General features: G+C 47.5%; 14 protein-coding genes. 4 read left to right on the forward strand and 10 right to left on the reverse strand.

Going from position 1 to position 18,761, the window contains the following annotated elements:
• Positions 1–15 precede the first annotated feature (15 nt).
• The 3 genes from K0H59_RS08550 to nhaB all read right to left on the reverse strand — a co-directional run bounded on the left by K0H59_RS08550 (position 16) and on the right by nhaB (position 5,029).
• Positions 16–2,634, reverse strand: coding sequence for a PAS domain-containing protein (locus tag K0H59_RS08550; RefSeq protein ID WP_220055246.1), 2,619 nt, complete (start codon positions 2,632–2,634; stop codon positions 16–18).
• Between the two features lie 170 nt (positions 2,635–2,804).
• Positions 2,805–3,332, reverse strand: a complete 528-nt coding sequence (gene dsbB, locus K0H59_RS08555; protein WP_011716669.1) for a disulfide bond formation protein DsbB — start codon at positions 3,330–3,332, stop codon at positions 2,805–2,807.
• Positions 3,333–3,427: 95 nt separating this feature from the next.
• Entirely contained in the window at positions 3,428–5,029 is a 1,602-nt protein-coding gene (gene nhaB / locus K0H59_RS08560; RefSeq protein ID WP_220055247.1) for a sodium/proton antiporter NhaB, read from the reverse strand.
• A 303-nt stretch (positions 5,030–5,332) separates the two neighbouring features.
• Here nhaB and fadR point away from each other — a divergent pair, with 303 nt between their 5' ends.
• Positions 5,333–6,058, forward strand: a complete 726-nt coding sequence (gene fadR, locus K0H59_RS08565; protein ID WP_220055248.1) for a fatty acid metabolism transcriptional regulator FadR — start codon at positions 5,333–5,335, stop codon at positions 6,056–6,058.
• A gap of 120 nt (positions 6,059–6,178) precedes the next feature.
• Here the strand turns inward: fadR and K0H59_RS08570 are convergent, their stop codons facing one another.
• The 4 genes from K0H59_RS08570 to sodB form a co-directional block, all read right to left on the reverse strand.
• Positions 6,179–7,705 carry a SpoVR family protein gene (locus K0H59_RS08570; RefSeq protein WP_088211413.1) on the reverse strand — a complete coding sequence of 509 codons (1,527 nt, stop codon included), beginning with the start codon at positions 7,703–7,705 and terminating at the stop codon, positions 6,179–6,181.
• Positions 7,706–7,714: 9 nt separating this feature from the next.
• On the reverse strand, positions 7,715–8,983 hold the full coding sequence (locus K0H59_RS08575; protein WP_041408751.1) for a YeaH/YhbH family protein: 1,269 nt from the start codon (positions 8,981–8,983) through the stop codon (positions 7,715–7,717).
• A 65-nt stretch (positions 8,984–9,048) separates the two neighbouring features.
• Positions 9,049–10,983 (reverse strand): PrkA family serine protein kinase, encoded by a 1,935-nt coding sequence (locus tag K0H59_RS08580; RefSeq protein WP_011716674.1) that lies wholly within the window; start codon positions 10,981–10,983, stop codon positions 9,049–9,051.
• A gap of 251 nt (positions 10,984–11,234) precedes the next feature.
• A complete protein-coding gene (gene sodB / locus K0H59_RS08585) occupies positions 11,235–11,819 on the reverse strand; it encodes a superoxide dismutase [Fe] (RefSeq protein WP_220055249.1) in 585 nt (194 codons plus the stop codon).
• 226 nt (positions 11,820–12,045) lie between these two features.
• On the opposite strand from sodB, the gene K0H59_RS08590 reads away from it, so the two are divergent.
• Positions 12,046–12,378 (forward strand): Grx4 family monothiol glutaredoxin, encoded by a 333-nt coding sequence (locus K0H59_RS08590; RefSeq protein WP_011622353.1) that lies wholly within the window; start codon positions 12,046–12,048, stop codon positions 12,376–12,378.
• 136 nt (positions 12,379–12,514) lie between these two features.
• Here K0H59_RS08590 and K0H59_RS08595 read toward each other — a convergent pair whose 3' ends face one another.
• Complete coding sequence (locus tag K0H59_RS08595) at positions 12,515–13,753, reverse strand: uracil-xanthine permease family protein (RefSeq protein WP_220055250.1); 1,239 nt, start codon at positions 13,751–13,753, stop codon at positions 12,515–12,517.
• Positions 13,754–13,968: 215 nt separating this feature from the next.
• Here K0H59_RS08595 and K0H59_RS08600 point away from each other — a divergent pair, with 215 nt between their 5' ends.
• Positions 13,969–15,051 carry a DUF2066 domain-containing protein gene (locus tag K0H59_RS08600; protein ID WP_220055251.1) on the forward strand — a complete coding sequence of 361 codons (1,083 nt, stop codon included), beginning with the start codon at positions 13,969–13,971 and terminating at the stop codon, positions 15,049–15,051.
• 77 nt (positions 15,052–15,128) lie between these two features.
• Positions 15,129–15,839, forward strand: coding sequence for a DnaA inactivator Hda (gene hda, locus K0H59_RS08605; protein WP_011622356.1), 711 nt, complete (start codon positions 15,129–15,131; stop codon positions 15,837–15,839).
• 181 nt (positions 15,840–16,020) lie between these two features.
• On the opposite strand, the gene K0H59_RS08610 is transcribed toward hda, so the two are convergent.
• Together K0H59_RS08610 and K0H59_RS08615 are read right to left on the reverse strand one after the other, a co-directional pair.
• The gene (locus K0H59_RS08610; protein WP_408733571.1) at positions 16,021–17,973 is read right to left on the reverse strand and encodes a hypothetical protein; all 1,953 of its coding nucleotides are present in this window, start codon (positions 17,971–17,973) and stop codon (positions 16,021–16,023) included.
• A 395-nt stretch (positions 17,974–18,368) separates the two neighbouring features.
• A complete protein-coding gene (locus tag K0H59_RS08615) occupies positions 18,369–18,749 on the reverse strand; it encodes a DUF2069 domain-containing protein (protein ID WP_220055252.1) in 381 nt (126 codons plus the stop codon).
• Positions 18,750–18,761 lie beyond the last annotated feature (12 nt).

Raw genomic sequence — 18,761 nt, forward strand, 5'->3', positions numbered from 1 at the left:
TGTGTATAGCCGTGGCTATATCGCAGATAATGGCCAGTGGCACTCAATCAGAGTGCCACGATTGAGCTCACTCTCTACCGCCAGCTCGCCATGTAATTCTTCTTTTATCCAAAGATTAATGCAAGTCAGTGTGCCAATACATTGGTTTTGTTGCATTTCCTGTCTTAGCTGCTCAAGGTGTGCAATTGGTATCCCAACACCATTGTCCTTAAGCTGCATGTACAACTCACCGTCTTTTTTCTCGAGTGTTAACACTAAGGTTCTGTCTTGATTATGCTCTTTAAAGGCATGGTGCAAGGTGTTGTTGATAAGCCGGTAGAAAAACTGCAAATATTGCCAGGCATTGCCATCGACCACCAATTGCTCGTCGCACTCTAGCTTGACCTTAACCTGAGTTTTCAACAATTGTGGCTGTAATAAGCTCAGTAATTGATTGATAAACTGGGCTAAATGCAGCGGGCGTATCTCACTATGCTGATCGGTAAACAGCTGCGATATGTGCCTGAGTCTCGCCGCCTGCTGGCTCATCAACTGCACCACTTGGGCTTGATGGCTGTCATCCTCTTTACTGCGCACTTGGCAGATCTGGGCGAGGAGTTTGTCCTGTTCGAGCATCATTTGGCTCATGACATCGGCTAGGAAGTTCTGCATCAGTTTCTGACTTTGCTGTTTGCTCAAGTTGAGTTGGATTTGCTGATTGATCTCATCTTGAATCGCGAAGAGTTGTTCCCTGAGCTGGCTGTTTTCTTGCTGCGAGAGTTGGGTCTTGTGCTGCTGCTCTTTAAGCAGGCTTAATTGCGATTGCAGCAGCTTTTCTTGTTCTTTTTCTTGGCGTTTTCTCAAGTCCACATTAAAACCAATGGCGCCGACGCCCAAGGAATTATCCTCATCGTCGCGAATGTCGAATTTACTCATTTGATAGATAAGCTCGCCTCGAAGAGAGGGAATGACTTCTTCGAAATGCAGGGCCTCGTGGCTATGGGTGACCCTTTGGTCGTTCTGTTGATACTGCTGTGCGAGTGAGTTTGGGAACAGATCAAAGTCCGTGGCCCCGATGATCTTGCGCCGCTCAATCCCTAAAACTTCGCAGTATTTGTTGTTCACTAAGGTGTATCGCCCATTTAAGTCTTTGATATAAATGATGGTAGATGAGAAGTCGAGTAGGGATCTTAATTGCTCCTTGCGCTGACTCAACTCCTGCTGAAAATGTTGTTGGGTTAGTAATTGCTGCTCGAGCGCGAGATTACTGGCGTCTAAACTGGCCATGGCGACTTCAAGCTGTTGGGTGCGGGATAAAAAGCTTTTTGCGAGCAGGCCGACCTCATCATGTCGCTCCTTGGCTTTTAATTCGATAGAGGCCGAATCATTGCGTTTGAGTGCCTGCACCATCTCCATAATGGGGGCGATAATCAGTCGATGTTGCAGTAAAAACAATAGGATAAGGCCGAGCATCTGAATTAATACTAGGGAGAGCCCGACTTTTTCGATAAGTTTTTTGGCCGTGTCCTGTAAGGGGGCTATAGGCGTGACGACGAGAATTTTCCAGTAGGTGTGGGGCATTAAAAACACCGACACCAGCGAGGGGCCCTTGAGGATGGGGTCCATAGTTAATGAAACCGAGGCTATCCGCCTTGGGCTCGAGAACTGGCTCTTAGCATTGTCATTGACGATGGCAGAGAGCATCTCCCGTTCACTGTCCCCGCTTAGGCGGGTGAGGTTATCCATTTGCTCTTGGGTAAATACGCGCTCAGCCACGGCTTGTTCGATAAAACTGCGGTCGGCGAAGTGCAGTGCCGAGGCGATTGGGCTAAAGGCCGCCTCTGTTTTTGCTAACTCGTCGAAGGTTTGTAGCGTATGGGGTAGATTTTGCGAAGATTGCGGTAAAATATCGCTATTCGGCGAGGCCAAGATTTGGTTTTGATGGTCGAGGGCTATCACATAGCCGCTCACATCGAGCATGGTATTGCGTAGGAGCTGACTAAGTTTTTCAAGGCTGATATCCGTGGTGGCCGCCCCAATAAACTGATGTTCCATCCACATAGCGCCCGATGCAGTCACCATCGGTTCATGGGTAGTCGGGTCGACATAGGATTTAGACCAAAATATTTTTCCCACGGGAAAATAGCGGGTTGGCCGATACCATTCTTCGGTGTGGTAGCTTGGAAAGCTGTCGTCGTTATAGCTGTTGATGGCGACTAATTCGCCGTGAATATTGTGTGACCAGAATAAGCTATCGCGAAACTTTTGCCGGTCAAATGCCCCTGGCTCGGGCCAAATCCCGCCACCTGAAATAATCGCCTTTTGATTTTCAATCGAGAGTAATACCGGAATGCTCTTACTGAGCTGCTCGGGCTCATAACGGTATAGCATGGCGATTTGGCTGATGGCATTGACCTGATTCTCCACTTGGGAGGTCATTTCCTGCAATTTGGCAATGATGATTTGGCCATGGTTTTGATTGAGCAGAGTTTGTTGCTCACTGATCTGTTGGGTCTGAATGTTGAGAATGACCCACGCCGTGCTGAAGATCAGTATGCTGGCGATCAGCAGTTGGATCAGACTGAGTTTAAACGGCAGACTTTTTTGCCAGTGGGTTAACGGTGCTTGAGGCTCAATGAGAGGCCGTTTATCCATGTTCTACGCATTCCAAATGCCGTTATCATGGAGCCAGTTTAGCGTTTTTTGGCCTATTTGCCATTGGCTTAAATCAAAGTTCGCACAGTGCTTTCGGTGATAAATATTGACAGAGACAGTTAAAAATAAGGCAGACCTTATGTCTGCCTTAGGAAGATTATTGATGCAGATTATTTGTAGAGCGAAGGTTTATTCGAGCCGCTTAGGATGGGCACAATAAACAGTAACAGCGCGACCAGATAACCACTAAAGGCTACCACCATCCATTCGGCCATGGTGACGCCCATAAACTGCCATGGCACATCGGTACACATACCCGTTGGTAACATCACGGATGGGAACCATTCGTGGAGCGGCATCCAAGCTGGAAATTCGGGTAAAAATGAGCAAGTCGAGAAGGGCGAAGGATTATTCTGCATATCGACTAAGGCTAGCGCCAGTTTTAGTCCCCAGGTTGCACTGACGGCCCAACCAATGGCGCCTAGAATGCGAACGATAAGGAACTTGGGCGCCGTCATACCAATCAGTCCAGATGCCAAAATGCCGAATACGGCGAGCCGCTGGTAGATACACATCACGCAGGGATCTAACTTCATCACATATTGGAAATACAAGGCGGCCGCTTCGAGGGCAATCGCAGAGCCTGTGAGAATGAACCAAGATGCGCGGGAATGGGCAAAGCGAGTGAATGCTGTCAAAAGTGAACTCCGTATCAACAAAAAACGCCCTCGAAGGTAGGGCGTTTTTTTGACTTTACTGAACTCATAAAGTTCAGTCAACTCCGATATTTATGTTAGTGAGCTGCAGCAGGCGCTAACGCTTCTTTAACACTGTGGTGCAATATTGCATGGGAGTCATAGAAGTACTGGGTCATCTGCTCTAAGAAGCCCGATTGAATTGCCATCACGCCCACAATCGATAGCACGATAGTGTAGGGCAATGCCATCCACACCATTCTGCCGTAGGATAAACGGATCAGCGGTGCAAGGGCCGAGGTCAATAAGAACAGGAATGCGGCTTGACCGTTTGGTGTTGCCACCGAAGGCAAGTTAGTACCAGTGTTAATGGCGACCGCTAACAGATCGAATTGATCGCGGGTAATTTGACCGTTAATCAGGGCGGCTTTGACTTCGTTAATATAAACCGTGCCCACAAACACGTTATCACTGACCATAGAGAGTAAACCGTTAGCGATATAGAAGATCACTAATTGGGTATTACCTTCATGGTTTAGTGCCCATTGGATCACTGGGCCAAACAGTTGTTGGTCGATGATCACCGCCACAACCGCAAAGAACACCGCTAACAAGGCCGTAAATGGCAGGGCTTCTTCGAAGGCTTTACCTAGCGCATGCTCATCGGTAATACCGTTAAAGGCTGTGGTTAAGATGATCACAGACAGACCAATCAAGCCCACAGACGCTAAGTGCAGCGCGAGACCCGCAATTAACCACACACCGACAAAGGCTTGGATAACCAGTTTCATCTTATCTTTATTGGTACGACGCGCGTCTTCATAGGCTGCATAATCACATAGGATTTTATGCACTGCATCCGGCAGCTGGGCACCATAACCAAACCAACGGAATTTCTCGACGATAAAACAGGTAAAGATACCTGCGAACAATACAGGCACTGTCACAGGTGACATGCGGATCGCAAATTCGCCAAATTGCCAGTTTGCTTGAGCCGCAATAATTAAGTTTTGCGGTTCACCCACCATAGTACACACGCCACCCAATGCAGTACCGACACCGGCGTGCATTAATAAGTTACGTAAGAAACCACGGAAGGATTCCAGCTCGTCTTCATTGAGCTGGTTTTCACCATCGTCATTTTTGCCTTCGGAGGTATGGTCATGATCTGCCGAGAAATCTTTACCTGAGGCAACTTTGTGATAGATAGAGTAAAAACCAACCGCCACGGTAATAATCACGGCGATAACGGTTAACGCATCTAAGAAGGCGGATAAGAAGGCGGAAGCTAGACAGAACAGCAGAGACACTAAGATTTTCGAGCGTACTTTAGTGATCATCTTAGTGAACACGAACAGCAGTAGCTGCTTCATGAAGTAAATGCCAGCCACCATAAACACCAGCAGTAATAGCACTTCAAGGTTTGCTTCAATTTCGTGTAGCACTTGGCTGGCAGAGGTCATTCCGATGGCGACAGCTTCAATCGCTAATAAACCACCGGGTTGTAATGGGTAGCATTTTAGCGCCATTGCCAAGGTAAAAATAAATTCAAGCACTAATACCCAACCAGCCACAAAGGGGCTGACATAGAAAAAGAGTATTGGATTGATTATTAAAAACGACAGTATTGCGATCTTGTACCACTTAGGAGAATTCCCTAAGAAGTTCCCAATAAACGCCTGACTCATTGTCATCGGCATGGCATCCTCTCTTCTAATTATCTTTTAAAATTGCACAGGTTATTGTTTCTGGCATTTGTTTTAGAAAATCAGTCTAGCCTAAAGAGAATGCTAATGTAACGATATACTGAAACCCAGATTTCAAAAAGCGGAGCTAATCGGCAAAATTGGCACAATTGCTGTTGATTCATGTCGTTTTTTTGAACATTTCTGTGACAATTGTACGGTGATTTTAAGGTGAGCCTCAGTCAATGGTTTCCATTTTTTACCGCTCTGGTATGATCAGTGACCATTATAAAGCACAACAACTGGAAAAGTGGGCTGATGATTATCAATGCCAAAGGACCTGCAAGTTTTGCAGAGAAGTATATTGTAAGATCGATTTGGGAAAATAAGTTTCCCCCAGGGTCCATTTTACCGGCTGAACGTGAGCTTTCTGAATTAATTGGCGTTACACGTACCACCCTGCGTGAAGTGCTGCAACGCTTAGCACGTGATGGTTGGTTGAAAATTCAGCATGGTAAACCGACTCGGGTGAACAATTTTTGGGAAACCTCAGGCCTTAACATTCTTGAAACCATAGCGGATCTCAATCCTGAAGGCTTCCCTGTGCTGGTGGACCAATTGCTGTCGGCTCGCACCAATGTCAGCGCGATTTACTTCCGTGGCGCACTGCGCAACAGCCCAGATACTGCCGTTGAAGTCCTAGGGCAAATTCACCAATTAGAAGACACGGCCGAATCCTTCGCCGAGTATGACTACCTGTTGCACCACACCTTGGCCTTCTCTTCAGGCAATCCGCTGTATGTGTTGATCTTAAACGGCTTTAAAGGTTTATATAGCCGAGTCGGTCGTTACTATTTCAGTAGCCCTGAGGCGCGTCAGTTAGCGCTGAACTTCTATAAAGAGCTCGAACTATTAGCCAAAGCTAAAAACTATATCGATGTGCCCGCATTAATGCGTACCTACGGTATCAATAGCGGTAAAATGTGGTTGCAATTGCGCGACGATATGCCAACTTCGATTGCCCAGCAGGACGGCAATGCTTAAGTTTCGATTCTGAAGCTTAAAAGCGGTCAGTGGCCTGTTTTAAGATTGGTTAAATAAAAAGCCGTTTCATTGAGAAACGGCTTTTTGCTTTTACTTTTGGCTTTTTAATTAAACTGATTTTTAGTCGGCCTTAGGTTGCTCTGGACAGGAGGCTAACAAGGTCACGCTGGTATCGGCATTTAATTGCTCCAAGCTGACGGTAAAGCCCCAGAGGCGATGCAGATGCTTTAACACTTCCTTATAGGTGTTGGCGAGCGGGATGTCATTACAGGGGACATACCTTAAGGTTAAGGAACGATCGCCGTTTATCTCAACGTTATGTACTTGAATATTAGGTTCAATATTCGACAGATTGTACTGCTGCGAGAGTAAATTGCGAATGTCTTGATAACCCTGCTCATCGTGAATGGCTGACACGGACAGATAATTACGTTTCTCATCATCGTGGATGCCAAACAGTTTGAACTGACGGATCACCCTCGGTGACAGGTATTGGCTGATAAAGCTTTCATCCTTAAAGTTTTGCATCGCAAAATGTAAGGTATCGAGCCAATTACTGCCCGCAATATCAGGGAACCAGGCTTTGTCTTCCTCTGTGGGAGACTCACACATACGCCGAATATCGGTAAACATCGCAAACCCAAGGGCATAGGGATTAATACCGCTGTAGTAACGGCTGTTATATTCGGGTTGGGCGACAACGCCAGTATGGCTCTGCAAGAACTCCATCATAAAGCGGTCGGTGACCACGCCATCATCATAAAGATGATTCAAAATGGTGTAATGCCAGAAGGTTGCCCAGCCTTCATTCATCACTTGTGTTTGTTTTTGCGGATAAAAATACTGCGCCATCTTACGCACGATACGGATAATCTCCCGTTGCCATGACTCCAGCAGCGGTGCATTTTTTTCAATAAAATACAGAATATTTTCCTGCGGCTCGGCGGGAAAGCGGCGCTTAGTGGTCGACGGTTGCTGCTGTTGATGGGTGGGAATGGTACGCCACAAATCGTTCACTTGGCTTTGCAGGTAAGCCTCGCGGTCTTTTTGCCTCGCCTGTTCTTCCCTAAAGGAGATTTCCGATGGGCGTTTATAGCGGTCGACACCGTAATTCATCAGAGCGTGGCAGGAGTCGATGATGCTTTCAACCTGCTCGACACCGTATTTTTGCTCGCAATCACTGATGTAGTTTTTGGCAAACACCAAGTAGTCGATAATCGAGCTTGCATCCGTCCAGGTCTTAAATAAGTAGTTATTTTTAAAGAAACTATTATGGCCAAAACAGGCATGCGCCATCACTAATGCCTGCATGGTGATGGTGTTTTCTTCCATTAAATAAGCGATACAAGGGTTGGAGTTAATCACGATTTCGTAGGCGAGCCCCATTTGCCCACGTTTGTAGCCTTGTTCGGTTTCGATAAAACGTTTGCCGAAGGACCAATGGGTATAGCCAATGGGCATGCCAATGCCGGCATAGGCATCCATCATCTGCTCGGCGGTGATGATTTCGATTTGATTGGGATAGGCGCTTAGCTTATAAATGGCTGCCACACGCTCAATCTCTTTTAGATAACTTTGTAACAGCTCAAAGCTCCAGTCGGGACCGTCACTCAAGGCTGTACGCGTTTTTGATTCTTTTATCCCCATAGAGCCCCCTTAAACCGCCTGCTTTTTAAATAATTCTCTAAATACAGGGTAGATATCTTCGGCTTGACGAATATGTTGCACCGCTATGTTGTCGTAGTGTTGTTGTAGGGATTCGTATTCGCGCCACAGGGTTTGGTGCGCACGATTGGTGATTTCGATATAGCTAAAATAGCGCACTAGCGGCAGGATTTTTTGCTCCAATAATTGTCGACAGGTGGGAGAGTCATCGGCCCAGTTATCACCGTCAGAGGCTTGTGCTGCATAGATATTCCACTCATCGGCAGGGTAGCGAGCCTGCTGAATTTCGTGCATTAATTTCAATGCGCTTGAGACAATCGTGCCACCAGTTTCTTGGGAGTAGAAGAACTCATGCTCGTCCACTTCCTTCGCTTGGGTATGGTGGCGGATATAGACCACCTCGAGGTTTTTGTAGGTTCGGGTAAGAAATAAGTACAGCAAGATATAGAAACGTTTCGCCATATCTTTTGTCGCTTGGTCCATCGAGCCTGACACGTCCATTAAGCAGAACATGACCGCTTGGCTTGAGGGCACTTCACGCCTTGCAAAGTTATTGAAACGTAAGTCAAAGGTATCGATAAAGGGGACTTTAGCAATCTTCTGCTTAAGCGCCTCAATCTGGGCTTTTAAATCCAAAATCAGTTCGGCTTTAGTACCCGGAATATTTTCAAGCTCCGCCAGCTCTTGCTCTAACTCTTTGAGCAATTTCTTTTTACTTGCCGACATGGCAATGCGGCGCGCCAAGGAGGAACGCAGTGAGCGCACAATATTGATATTGGCTGGTACACCATCATTGGTGAAACCCGCACGGTAGATTTGATACTCGACGAGCTTGTTTAAGCGATTCTTCTGCAGATTCGGCAGTTCTAAATCCTCAAAGAGCAGCTCTAGGTATTCATCCTTTGAGATTTCAAACACAAAGTCGTCATTTCCTTCGCCCGAATCCGAGGCATCGCCTTTACCCGCTCCGCCGCCAGCGCCGCCTTGGGGTCTATCGATTTTATCGCCGCGGGTGAATTGATCATTACCTGGGTGGACTCTGTCTCTTACGCCTCCTTTGCCTTGATGGAACATAGGTTCACTGATATCCCGTGTGGGAATACTGATTTTTTCGCCTTTATCTACATCCGTTACACTGCGACGCGTGACGGCATCGCTGACGGCTTTTTTGATTTGTTGCTTATATCGGTTGATAAAGCGTTGGCGGTTGACTGTGCTTTTTCCTTTCGCATTCAACCGTCTATCGATAAAGTTCGCCATACGCACCTCCCAAACCCCAGCGAAGGCTTTGGCAACACCAAAGCCTCGTTTTTAGTGAGCGCAAGTTAAGAGGATTTACGAACCCGTAAATACCACTCAGACAGCAGTCTGACTTGTTTTTTGGTATAGCCTTTCTCCATCATTCGATTAACAAAATCATCGTGTTTACGTTGATCGTCAGTCGAGGTTTTGGCGTTAAAGGAAATTACAGGCAATAAGTCCTCTGTATTTGAGAACATTTTTTTCTCAATTACCGTGCGTAGTTTTTCGTAGCTGGTCCAGAGTGGGTTGTTGCCCTCATGGCTTGCGCGGGCGCGCAGGACAAAGTTAACGATCTCATTACGGAAATCTTTAGGGTTGCTGATCCCCGCGGGTTTTTCGATTTTCTCCAGTTCGGCATTCAGTGCGGAGCGGTCAAACAATTGGCCAGTTTCGGGGTCACGGTATTCCTGATCTTGGATCCAGAAATCGGCGTAGGTGACATAACGGTCGAAGATATTTTGGCCGTATTCAGAGTAGGACTCTAAGTACGCGGTTTGGATTTCCTTACCGATAAATTCGACATATTTAGGGATCAAATAGCCTTTTAAGAACTCCAGATAACGTTCGGCGGTATCGCCGGGGAATTGTTCCTGCTCGATTTGGCGCTCGAGTACATAGAACAAATGGACAGGGTTAGCGGCAATCTCTGAGTGGTCAAAGTTAAATACCCGCGACAGGATTTTGAAGGCGAAACGGGTAGAAAGACCGTTCATACCTTCATCAACACCTGCGTAGTCGCGGTACTCTTGGTAGGATTTTGCCTTAGGATCGGTATCTTTAAGGCTTTCACCATCATAGACCCGCATCTTAGAGTAGATGGAGGAGTTTTCAGGTGTTTTGATCCTCGAGAGCACACTAAATTGCGCCAAGGTTTCTAAGGTGCCAGGTGCACATGGTGCTTGGGACAGCTCGGAGTTTTGCAGTAATTTTTTGTAAATCTGCAATTCTTCCGATACCCGCAGGCAATAGGGCACTTTGACGATATAAACCCTGTCGAGAAACGCTTCATTGTTCTTATTGTTTTTGAAGGTTGACCATTCTGACTCGTTAGAGTGCGCCAAAATGATACCGCTATAGGGCAGGGCGGATAAGCCTTCGGTACCGTTATAGTTACCTTCTTGGGTGGCGGTGAGCAGTGGGTGTAGCACCTTAATCGGCGCCTTGAACATTTCCACGAACTCCATCATCCCTTGGTTTGCACGGCAGAGTGCGCCCGAGTAGGCGTAAGCATCGGCATCGTCCTGCGAGAAATGCTCTAGCTGACGAATATCGACCTTACCGACCAAGGAGGAAATATCTTGGTTGTTTTCATCCCCAGGTTCGGTTTTGGCAATCGCCAATTGATCGAGAATAGAGGGATAGACCTTGACCACACGAAATTTTGAAATATCGCCGCCAAACTCGTGCAGACGTTTCACCGCCCAAGGCGACATGATGGTTTTTAGATAACGGGTGGGAATATTAAATTCATCCCGCAGCAGCTGGCCGTCTTCTTCGACATCGAAGAGACAGAAGGGGTGGTCATTCACCGGGCTTCTTACGCCATTAGCGCTTAAAATGTAGATTGGCACTTTTTGCATCAAGGCTTTGAGTTTTTCCGCCAATGATGACTTACCGCCACCCACAGGGCCGAGTAAGTACAAAATTTGCTTCGATTCCTCTAAGCCTTGGGCCGAGTGTTTTAGGTAGGCGACGATTTGTTCAATCGCATCTTCCATACCGTAAAAGTCTTTAAAGGCGGGATAGCGTGAGATGAGACGATTTGAAAAGATACGGCTTAGGGTTGGATTTTTCGCGGTATCAATAATTTCGGCTTCGCCGATGGCAAGCAGTAATCGCTCGGACGCTGACATATAAGCACTGCGATCTTCTTTGCAGATATCGAGGTATTCTTGCAAAGTGTATTCTTCATCGAGTTTTTGTTCGTAGCGCTTTTGGTAATGCTCGAAAATGCCCATATAAACCCCCTGAAACGCCAGTGATGTCATGGATGGATAACTGATTTTTCAGCTTCCTACACTAATCTTAGACATAAACTTGCCAGCTGTGTCAAAAAAATATCAAATAAAAACAATAACAAATGATTGCAATTGCAATTGTTGCACTTGTAGCTATTGGGCGAGGTTGGGCGAAAAGGGAAAGGTGGATGATTTGTGAGGCCATAAAAAAAGAGCCACTTGGGCTCTTTTTAGGAATGACTTAGCAGCGATTAACCAGCGAAGTTTTGGTTCACGAAGTCCCAGTTAACTAATTGCCAGAAGTGGGCTAAGTAGTCAGGACGTACGTTGCGGTAATCGATGTAGTAAGCGTGTTCCCACACGTCAACAGTCAGGATTGGTGTCACAGTGCTGTCAGTCAGAGGGGTTGCAGCATTGCTAGTGTTAACGATAGCTACAGTGCCATCGGCTTTTTTCACTAACCAAGTCCAAGCGCTACCAAAGTTGTTTACCGCAGAATCGGTAAATTGTGCTTTGAATGCGTCGAATGAACCGAATGCAGCACTGATGGCATCAGCCACAGGACCTGTTGGCTCACCGCCAGCGTTAGGTGCTAAGCAGTTCCAGTAGAAAGTGTGGTTCCAAACTTGAGCTGCGTTGTTAAATACGCCACCAGTAGAAGTCTTGATGATCTCTTCTAAAGATTTACCTGCGAAATCGGTTCCTTCGATTAAACCGTTTAGCTTAACAACGTAGGTGTTGTGATGCTTGCCGTAGTGGTATTCAATGGTTTCTTGAGAAATGTGTGGTTCTAGTGCGTTCTTTGCATATGGTAATGCGGGTAATTCGAAAGCCATTAGTATCTCTCCATGGTCTTAGGTTATCGTTTTTTAAACGTGCTCACTGCGCTCTATTGTACCGATAATATTTGTGATGTGAATCATTGTTTGGCTAATTGATTAGATAGGCGTCATCGAAAAACTAATTGTAGGGCATAACCTTACAAACTGTGGGATTTTGTTCTTTGCCTAGCTGTCGTACAATAGCGGCATTGAGTCAATGTCATCGTACTTAGGAATTAAAATGGAAACAGTAGAGAAAATTAAACAGCAAATCGCTGAAAACCCAATCATCGTATACATGAAGGGTTCTCCTAAATTACCAAGCTGTGGTTTTTCATCTCAGGTAGCACAAATCATGATCAACTGCGGCGAGCAGTTTGCATTTGTGGATATTCTCCAGCACCCAGATATCCGTGCTGAATTACCTAAGTATGCAAACTGGCCAACTTTCCCACAATTGTGGATTGAAGGCGAGCTGATTGGTGGTTGTGATATCGTGGTTGATATGTACCAAAAAGGCGAATTACAGCCGTTAATCAAAGCGACTGCTGATAAATACAAAACCGCAGAGTAATCACGCGTAAAAGTGATGAAAGAATAATAAAAAAGCCGTTAAGTGAATAACTTAGCGGCTTTTTTGTTGCCTGCTCCTAACATAAGGCATAAGGATTAGGCGATGAAGGATGTTCTACTGTGCTAACTCACACTGTTTAGTGTGATGCAGCGTCACGCTCGTGGTGTTTGCTCGCGGGTAACAGCAGATTCATGGTGATGGCCACAATACCACAGAGGCTGATGCCCGTGAGGCTGAAGGAGCCGATGCCAAAGGCCATACCACCGATACCAAATACCAGCGTCACACCCACGATGCTTAAGTTACGTGGCTCGGATAAATCCACATGATTGCGAATTAAGGTGTTTAAACCCACCGCGGCGATCGAACCAAAGAGCAAACACATAATGCCGCCCATCACAGGGACGGGAATGGTTTGCATCAGGGCGCCTAACTTACCGACGAAGGCTAAGGTAATGGCGGTGATCGCCGTCCACGTCATGATTTTGGGGTCGAAGTTGCGGGTTAAAGTCACCGCGCCTGTCACTTCAGAATAAGTCGTGTTTGGTGGACCGCCGAAGGCTGCTGCGGCAATTGTCGCGACGCCGTCACCGGTTAAGGTGCGATGCAGGCCGGGTTTTTTCATAAAGTCTTTACCCGTGACATTAGAAATGGCAAGGATGTCACCAATATGTTCAACCGCAGGCGCAATCGCGACCGGGATCATAAAGGCGATGGCATGCCAGTTAAATTCGGGCGCGACAAATTTCGGGATAGCAATCCAGCTTGCTGCGGTAACCACCGCAAAATCCACGATACCAAAGGCAAGACTTAGGCTATAACCCACCACAATCCCCGCCAGAATGGGCATGACTTTAAGTAAGCCCTTGGCAAAAATAGCCACAGCTATGGTGGTACAGAGTGAGGCAAGGGAAATAATCAAAGCCGTATTGGTGGGAACGAGCGTTAAACTGCCATCTCCACTTTTACCCAACGCCATATTTACCGCCACAGGCGCTAAACCTAGACCAATGATAATAATCACAGGGCCAACCACCACAGGCGGTAGCAGTCGATGGATAAAGTCGGTGCCGCGCACTTTAACGAGTGCCCCAAGGAGCACATAGACTAGACCCGCGGCAATGATGCCGCCCATGGTTGATGGGATCCCCCAGGTTTGTACTCCATAGAGAATTGGAGCAATAAAAGCGAAGGAGGAGGCGAGGAAGATAGGGACTTGGCGTTTCGTGATCAACTGAAACAATAGAGTACCAATACCCGCGGTAAACAGGGCGACACTGGTATCAAGCCCCGTGAGTAGCGGCATTAGCACTAGGGCGCCAAATGCAACAAACAGCATTTGCGCGCCCTGAAGTGGAATAGCGAGTCGTTTCATTTATTATTCTCGTAAATTTAGGGTAAACCGCGAGATGATAACAGTTTGTTGCTATATGTTCCTTATAAAATGGCTCGTTTGTAGGTGAGGATCACTGTTTTATTGCCAAAGCAAGTGGCAGCACTTAATCCGTGCTGGAAATCTCCCCAAGACTCGCTAAAGGCGCTAACTATGGTACAATTTGCACTATCTGACGTTACTTCAACTACTCAAAGATGCTGAAATTCCTATTAAAGCCAAGCTTACTCGCGTTTTTATACTGCCTGTTTACCGTTAATAGCCTGCAAGCTGTTGAAGTGAGTAAATTAGATGAAGCCGATGTGCCCGTGGCTTCCCGCGCCGTGCCTGAGCGGAATAAAGCCCTTAAAGCCGCGCTGGAAAAAGTGATCATTAAGAATACTGGGACAGCACGCTCTTTAGATAACGGCGTTATCCAATCGCAACTGGCCAATCCTGATGCACTGCTCAGCCAGTTTGGTTACTTTGAGCAAAATGGCCAACTGTTGTTAAAAGCCAACTTTGAACATCGCCGCATTATTACCCTGTTACGTCAGGCCCAATTACCTGTGTGGGGCATTCAACGTCCGCTGACGCTCTTTTGGGTTGCCATGCCAAGTGAAGGTGACACGATTTTACTGAGTGATTCATCGACCTTAGCCGAGCGTCAGGCATTTACGACTTTTTCCGATGAACGCGGTATTCCTGTCTTGCTGCCGATCCTCGATCTCGATGAATTGATGGGCATCAATCCCAATGATGTCAAAGGCATGTTTGCCGATATCGTTGCCAGTGTCTCGGGACGTTATCAAGCCGACTTCTTAGCCCTCGTTGCTATTGACCCTGCGGGAAACCAAGTGCGTTACCGCTTAAACCTGTATACCAAGGCTATGATCGACTCGTTAACGCCGCCACTGTTTAGCTTTAATGGTACGGCAGAGAATAGCGCGCAGGCGATCACTGCTATGATGGCGGCGCTAGGCGATTACTATTTTACTAAGTACGCCATCGCCGATTCGGGCGAGCAGGTCGGCGCCAGTGTGACCTTCGTGAACATTGATAAAATGGCGCAGTTGGTTGAAGTTGAAAAATACTTAAAGCAACTCAGTGCAGTTAAAAATGCGACTCTGTCGCGCATCCAAGGTAATACCGCGACGTTTTCCTTGGATTTATTTGGTTCTCAGACCGACTTTGAGCGTTTACTGAGTCTAGAGCCGCGAATTTCGGTGGTGGCACCAGGGGAGTTTTCTGCCAGTGCCAGCCCAGCGGGTAAAACTGTCTATCAATGGCGGTTACCTTAAACTTCCCTCGTCGTGACTGGGCATATGTGCTCAGTCATGTGGGGGAGTCGATAATTTATTGATATTGAGACGTACGAGTGCCATTAAACTCACCGCTACAACTGTCGTTACCGGTTTACTTACCGGATGATGAAACCTTTAACAGTTATTATCCGGCTGCGGGTAATGATGAACTTATCCAAAAGCTGCGTGCCAATGCCGAAGGCCAAGGTGAAGCCGCTATTTATGTGTGGGGACCAGTGAAATCGGGTCGAACGCACTTAATGCACGCCGCCTGTGCCCATGCCAATGAACTCGACCGCCGCAGTTTTTACCTTCCCCTTGGCATTCATGCGAGTATCTCGACCGCGCTGTTGGAAGGCTTGGAGCAGCTCGATTTGATCTGCATCGACGATGTGGATGACATTGCGGGTCACCCGATTTGGGAAGAAGCCATATTCGATTTGTACAATCGTGTCGCTGAGAACAAGCGTTGTGCGCTGGTAGTCAGCGGCCGCTCGGCGCCCGCGGATGCAGGCTTCTTGTTGCCTGATTTAGTCTCTAGAATGCAGTGGGGACTCAATTATCAGCTGCAACCCATGGCCGATGATGAAAAGTTAGCGGCCCTGCAACGTCGTGCGGCGATGCGCGGATTACAGTTGCCCGAAGACGTGGGTCGTTTCTTGCTGAACCGCATGGCAAGGGACCTGCGTACCTTGTTTGATGTGTTAGATAAACTGGATAAGGCATCCCTAGTACATCAGCGCAAGCTCACGATTCCTTTTGCTAAAGAAATGCTCCACTTGTAATCGCATTGACTTACAGTTAGTTACTGTTAATCGAAAGCCTGTGTTAATAAACATTTAGTGTTAACAAAAAGCCCGTCGTATCACGACGGGCTTTTTTATCTCTATTAATCTCACATCTATCGTTAACTTCAGTCTGCTAAAAGGCTTGAGTCTAGTGTCTCCGCCGCTTTAGCAATCCAGATCACTGCTGTGGATGGCGGTGACGATCGCCACTGAAACGCAGTTCTGGCTCGGTAAGCGTTTCGCTACTTGCCGCGCCTCCCTGTAGGCCTTTCACTGGGGTAGTATTAGGTGAAATTCCCAGGGTTTGGCGCCAGCTTTGGCCTTGCGTCATGGCAATGGGCTCGGGCAGGCTCGTGAGCAAGCTGATGCCGTCAAGCTCTGGCAGCATGCCATCGATCACTAAGGCGGCGCGGTTTGCCAGACTATCATCACCAATTCGTCCCCTTTGTCCCCAGTCAACAATCACTGTATCTGCTGTAAGAACTGCGGGTAGGTTAGTGACGGCCACATCGCGCTGGATTTGGTAGCGATAGCTCATCATGGCTTCTTCGAACAGCATCGCCGCGTCTTCACGGGTACTGGAATAGTTATAAAAGTCATTGGCGATATCACCGGAGAAAAACGTACTCACATCCGAAGGTTGATAGGCTTTTTGGGTTGCAGTGGCTTTGGTGCCCAAGAAGCTCACCGCCGCAAGGCCTGTCATTTCGGTACTGGTGAGGGGATAGCTGCGACTCACTTGATCGGATATCAGACTCTTATTGGCATTTCGGCGGCTATAGTCGTCCAACAATCTGGGGCCAGTGAGCGTGGCGTGAATGCTTCTTGGGAAGAAGTCATTGGCGTGGGCAAGCTCATGGTACAAGAGTGAAGCGAGATCGGGATTAATCTGGCTGAGCGTGCGGGTGGCGCGCGTCGTGATTGGGAATCCCTGTGAAGCATATTGGTTATTTTTAACGTAACGCCACGGCATGAGGAAATTGAGTTCACTGCCAAAGTCGCTGCGATAATCCGGCGCCTCGTTAATGCTGTCACGCTGGGTTGGCGTGAGCCACAAATCATTCGGGTCGAGATAAATCGCCCCTGTGACGACCCAATAAAACGAGGGGCGCACATCATAGCTGATCACCACGGCGGTGACCGATTGTAGCAGGCGGGCGAAATCGCTGTTCGGGTCCATTTGACGTAAAAACGCGGCGAAATTGTCCCCCATCCAATCGTGGGACACTAATACACGATCGAGAATTGTATCGACATCGAGCGTATTTGAGACTTGGCCAATAAGCGGCAATTGGTTGATAGTACAAGCCTCTTTTAACTGATTCGAGTACACACAGCTCGTTAAGGCACTGGCATAGGGAGAGCCGGGGTTATAAGCGTGGGTGCGCGCCACGGGCGTATCGAAGTAGGTTGAGCTTATTGTGGGCGATGCCGTAGTGAGCACATAGGCTTCGTCTGTCACGGTATTGGCGTTAATCGTGGCCGATGCCCTAAGGCGGGTTAAGGTATCTTGACCAACAGTGGGCGCGGTAAACAGCGGTCTAAAGGGATCGCTGATATCGAGACTAACACTAGGGCCCTCGGCGATACACCAATTGATGCTTGATGCACTAAGGCCCGCTTGCTGAGCGATTCGTAGGCTGACATCGTTACCCTCAACGGCTTGATGATCTTGACGAATGTTCAGCATTGCCCCCGCGCTGTTGTCGGCATTGATCGCTATTTCGCCAGTCTCATCGATATTACTGCCGCTGATATGTAGGCTAAAACGGTAGCTACCTGCAGTGGGAATATCGAAGGCTAATACTGGACTATTTTGACTCACGAGTTCAATGCTGGGTCCTTCTAACTGTTGCCAGCGGAAAGTAAGATCCTGTGAATCGCGATTCCCTAGGCTGGCAATAATGGCGCTGGATTGTCCCACCACATATTGGGGCTCAGTTTTAAAGCGGATGGCGCCTGAGTCTGTGGTGACGAGTGGAGTCACTGTGGCGCAGCGTGGCACGCTAGTGGTTGGTGGGGTGACTGTACCACCATCATTATTATCTCCACCACCGCCACCACAGGCGCTGAGTGCGACGGCTGCCGCGATAATACTTAATCGACGCATTGGAACCCATTTTTCCATCATGACTCACTCCAATTAACGCTGTGTTATTGTTTTTGTAATATGACTGGCTTGATTGGCCGTCATTCCTTGGCATATCGACCGACTATAGCATGCTCTTTTAGTTACAAAAAGTGATGAAAGGTAGGTTAAATGTTGTCAATTTGCGGAGTTGGAGTCGTACCGAAAAGAGATTAATACAGCAGCGTATTTGACTGTGAGTGAGGATTATAAAAGTGGGAGGATTTATCGAATCATGATGTTTTGAATCACAACTTCTCAAAACAAAGAGCGCGGAGCGGTATTAAAACCGAACCGCGCTTACTCATCGGAACTTACTGATCGGAACTTGCTCATCGGCACTGGCTAATCGTGACTTGCTGTTCCCCGCTAGCGATGAGATTGATTGGATCTGACTATCAGTCTTGCTTGTCGGACTTTTTCTTAAGGCCTAAGCCGAGTTCACGTCCACGGATACGAGCATAAAACGGGAACGCGACTAACAGAGTGCCAATCAGCAGGACTTCAATAATGGCAAAGACCAATGCATCGGTCGTGACATACAACAAGGTGAGGGCGTGCAGCATATATAAGCATAAAATAAAGCTGGCCCAGGCGTAGGTGTACGGGTTGCCCTTTAAAATGCCTCGAACAGGCAACAATAAAGGCACTAGCCAGAGTAGGCTGAATAATAAGGTGTATTCCCCATTGATGCCCTGACCAATAAACCAACCGCCCAGCAGGAGAACGAGGGCAAGGTAGCCTAAACGGCTCAGTGTCAGCAGAGTGCTTGAGGTCATGATGTTCCTATC

It is taken from the genome of Shewanella sp. FJAT-51649 (genome assembly GCF_019457435.1).
GTDB classification, from domain to species: domain Bacteria; phylum Pseudomonadota; class Gammaproteobacteria; order Enterobacterales; family Shewanellaceae; genus Shewanella; species Shewanella mangrovisoli.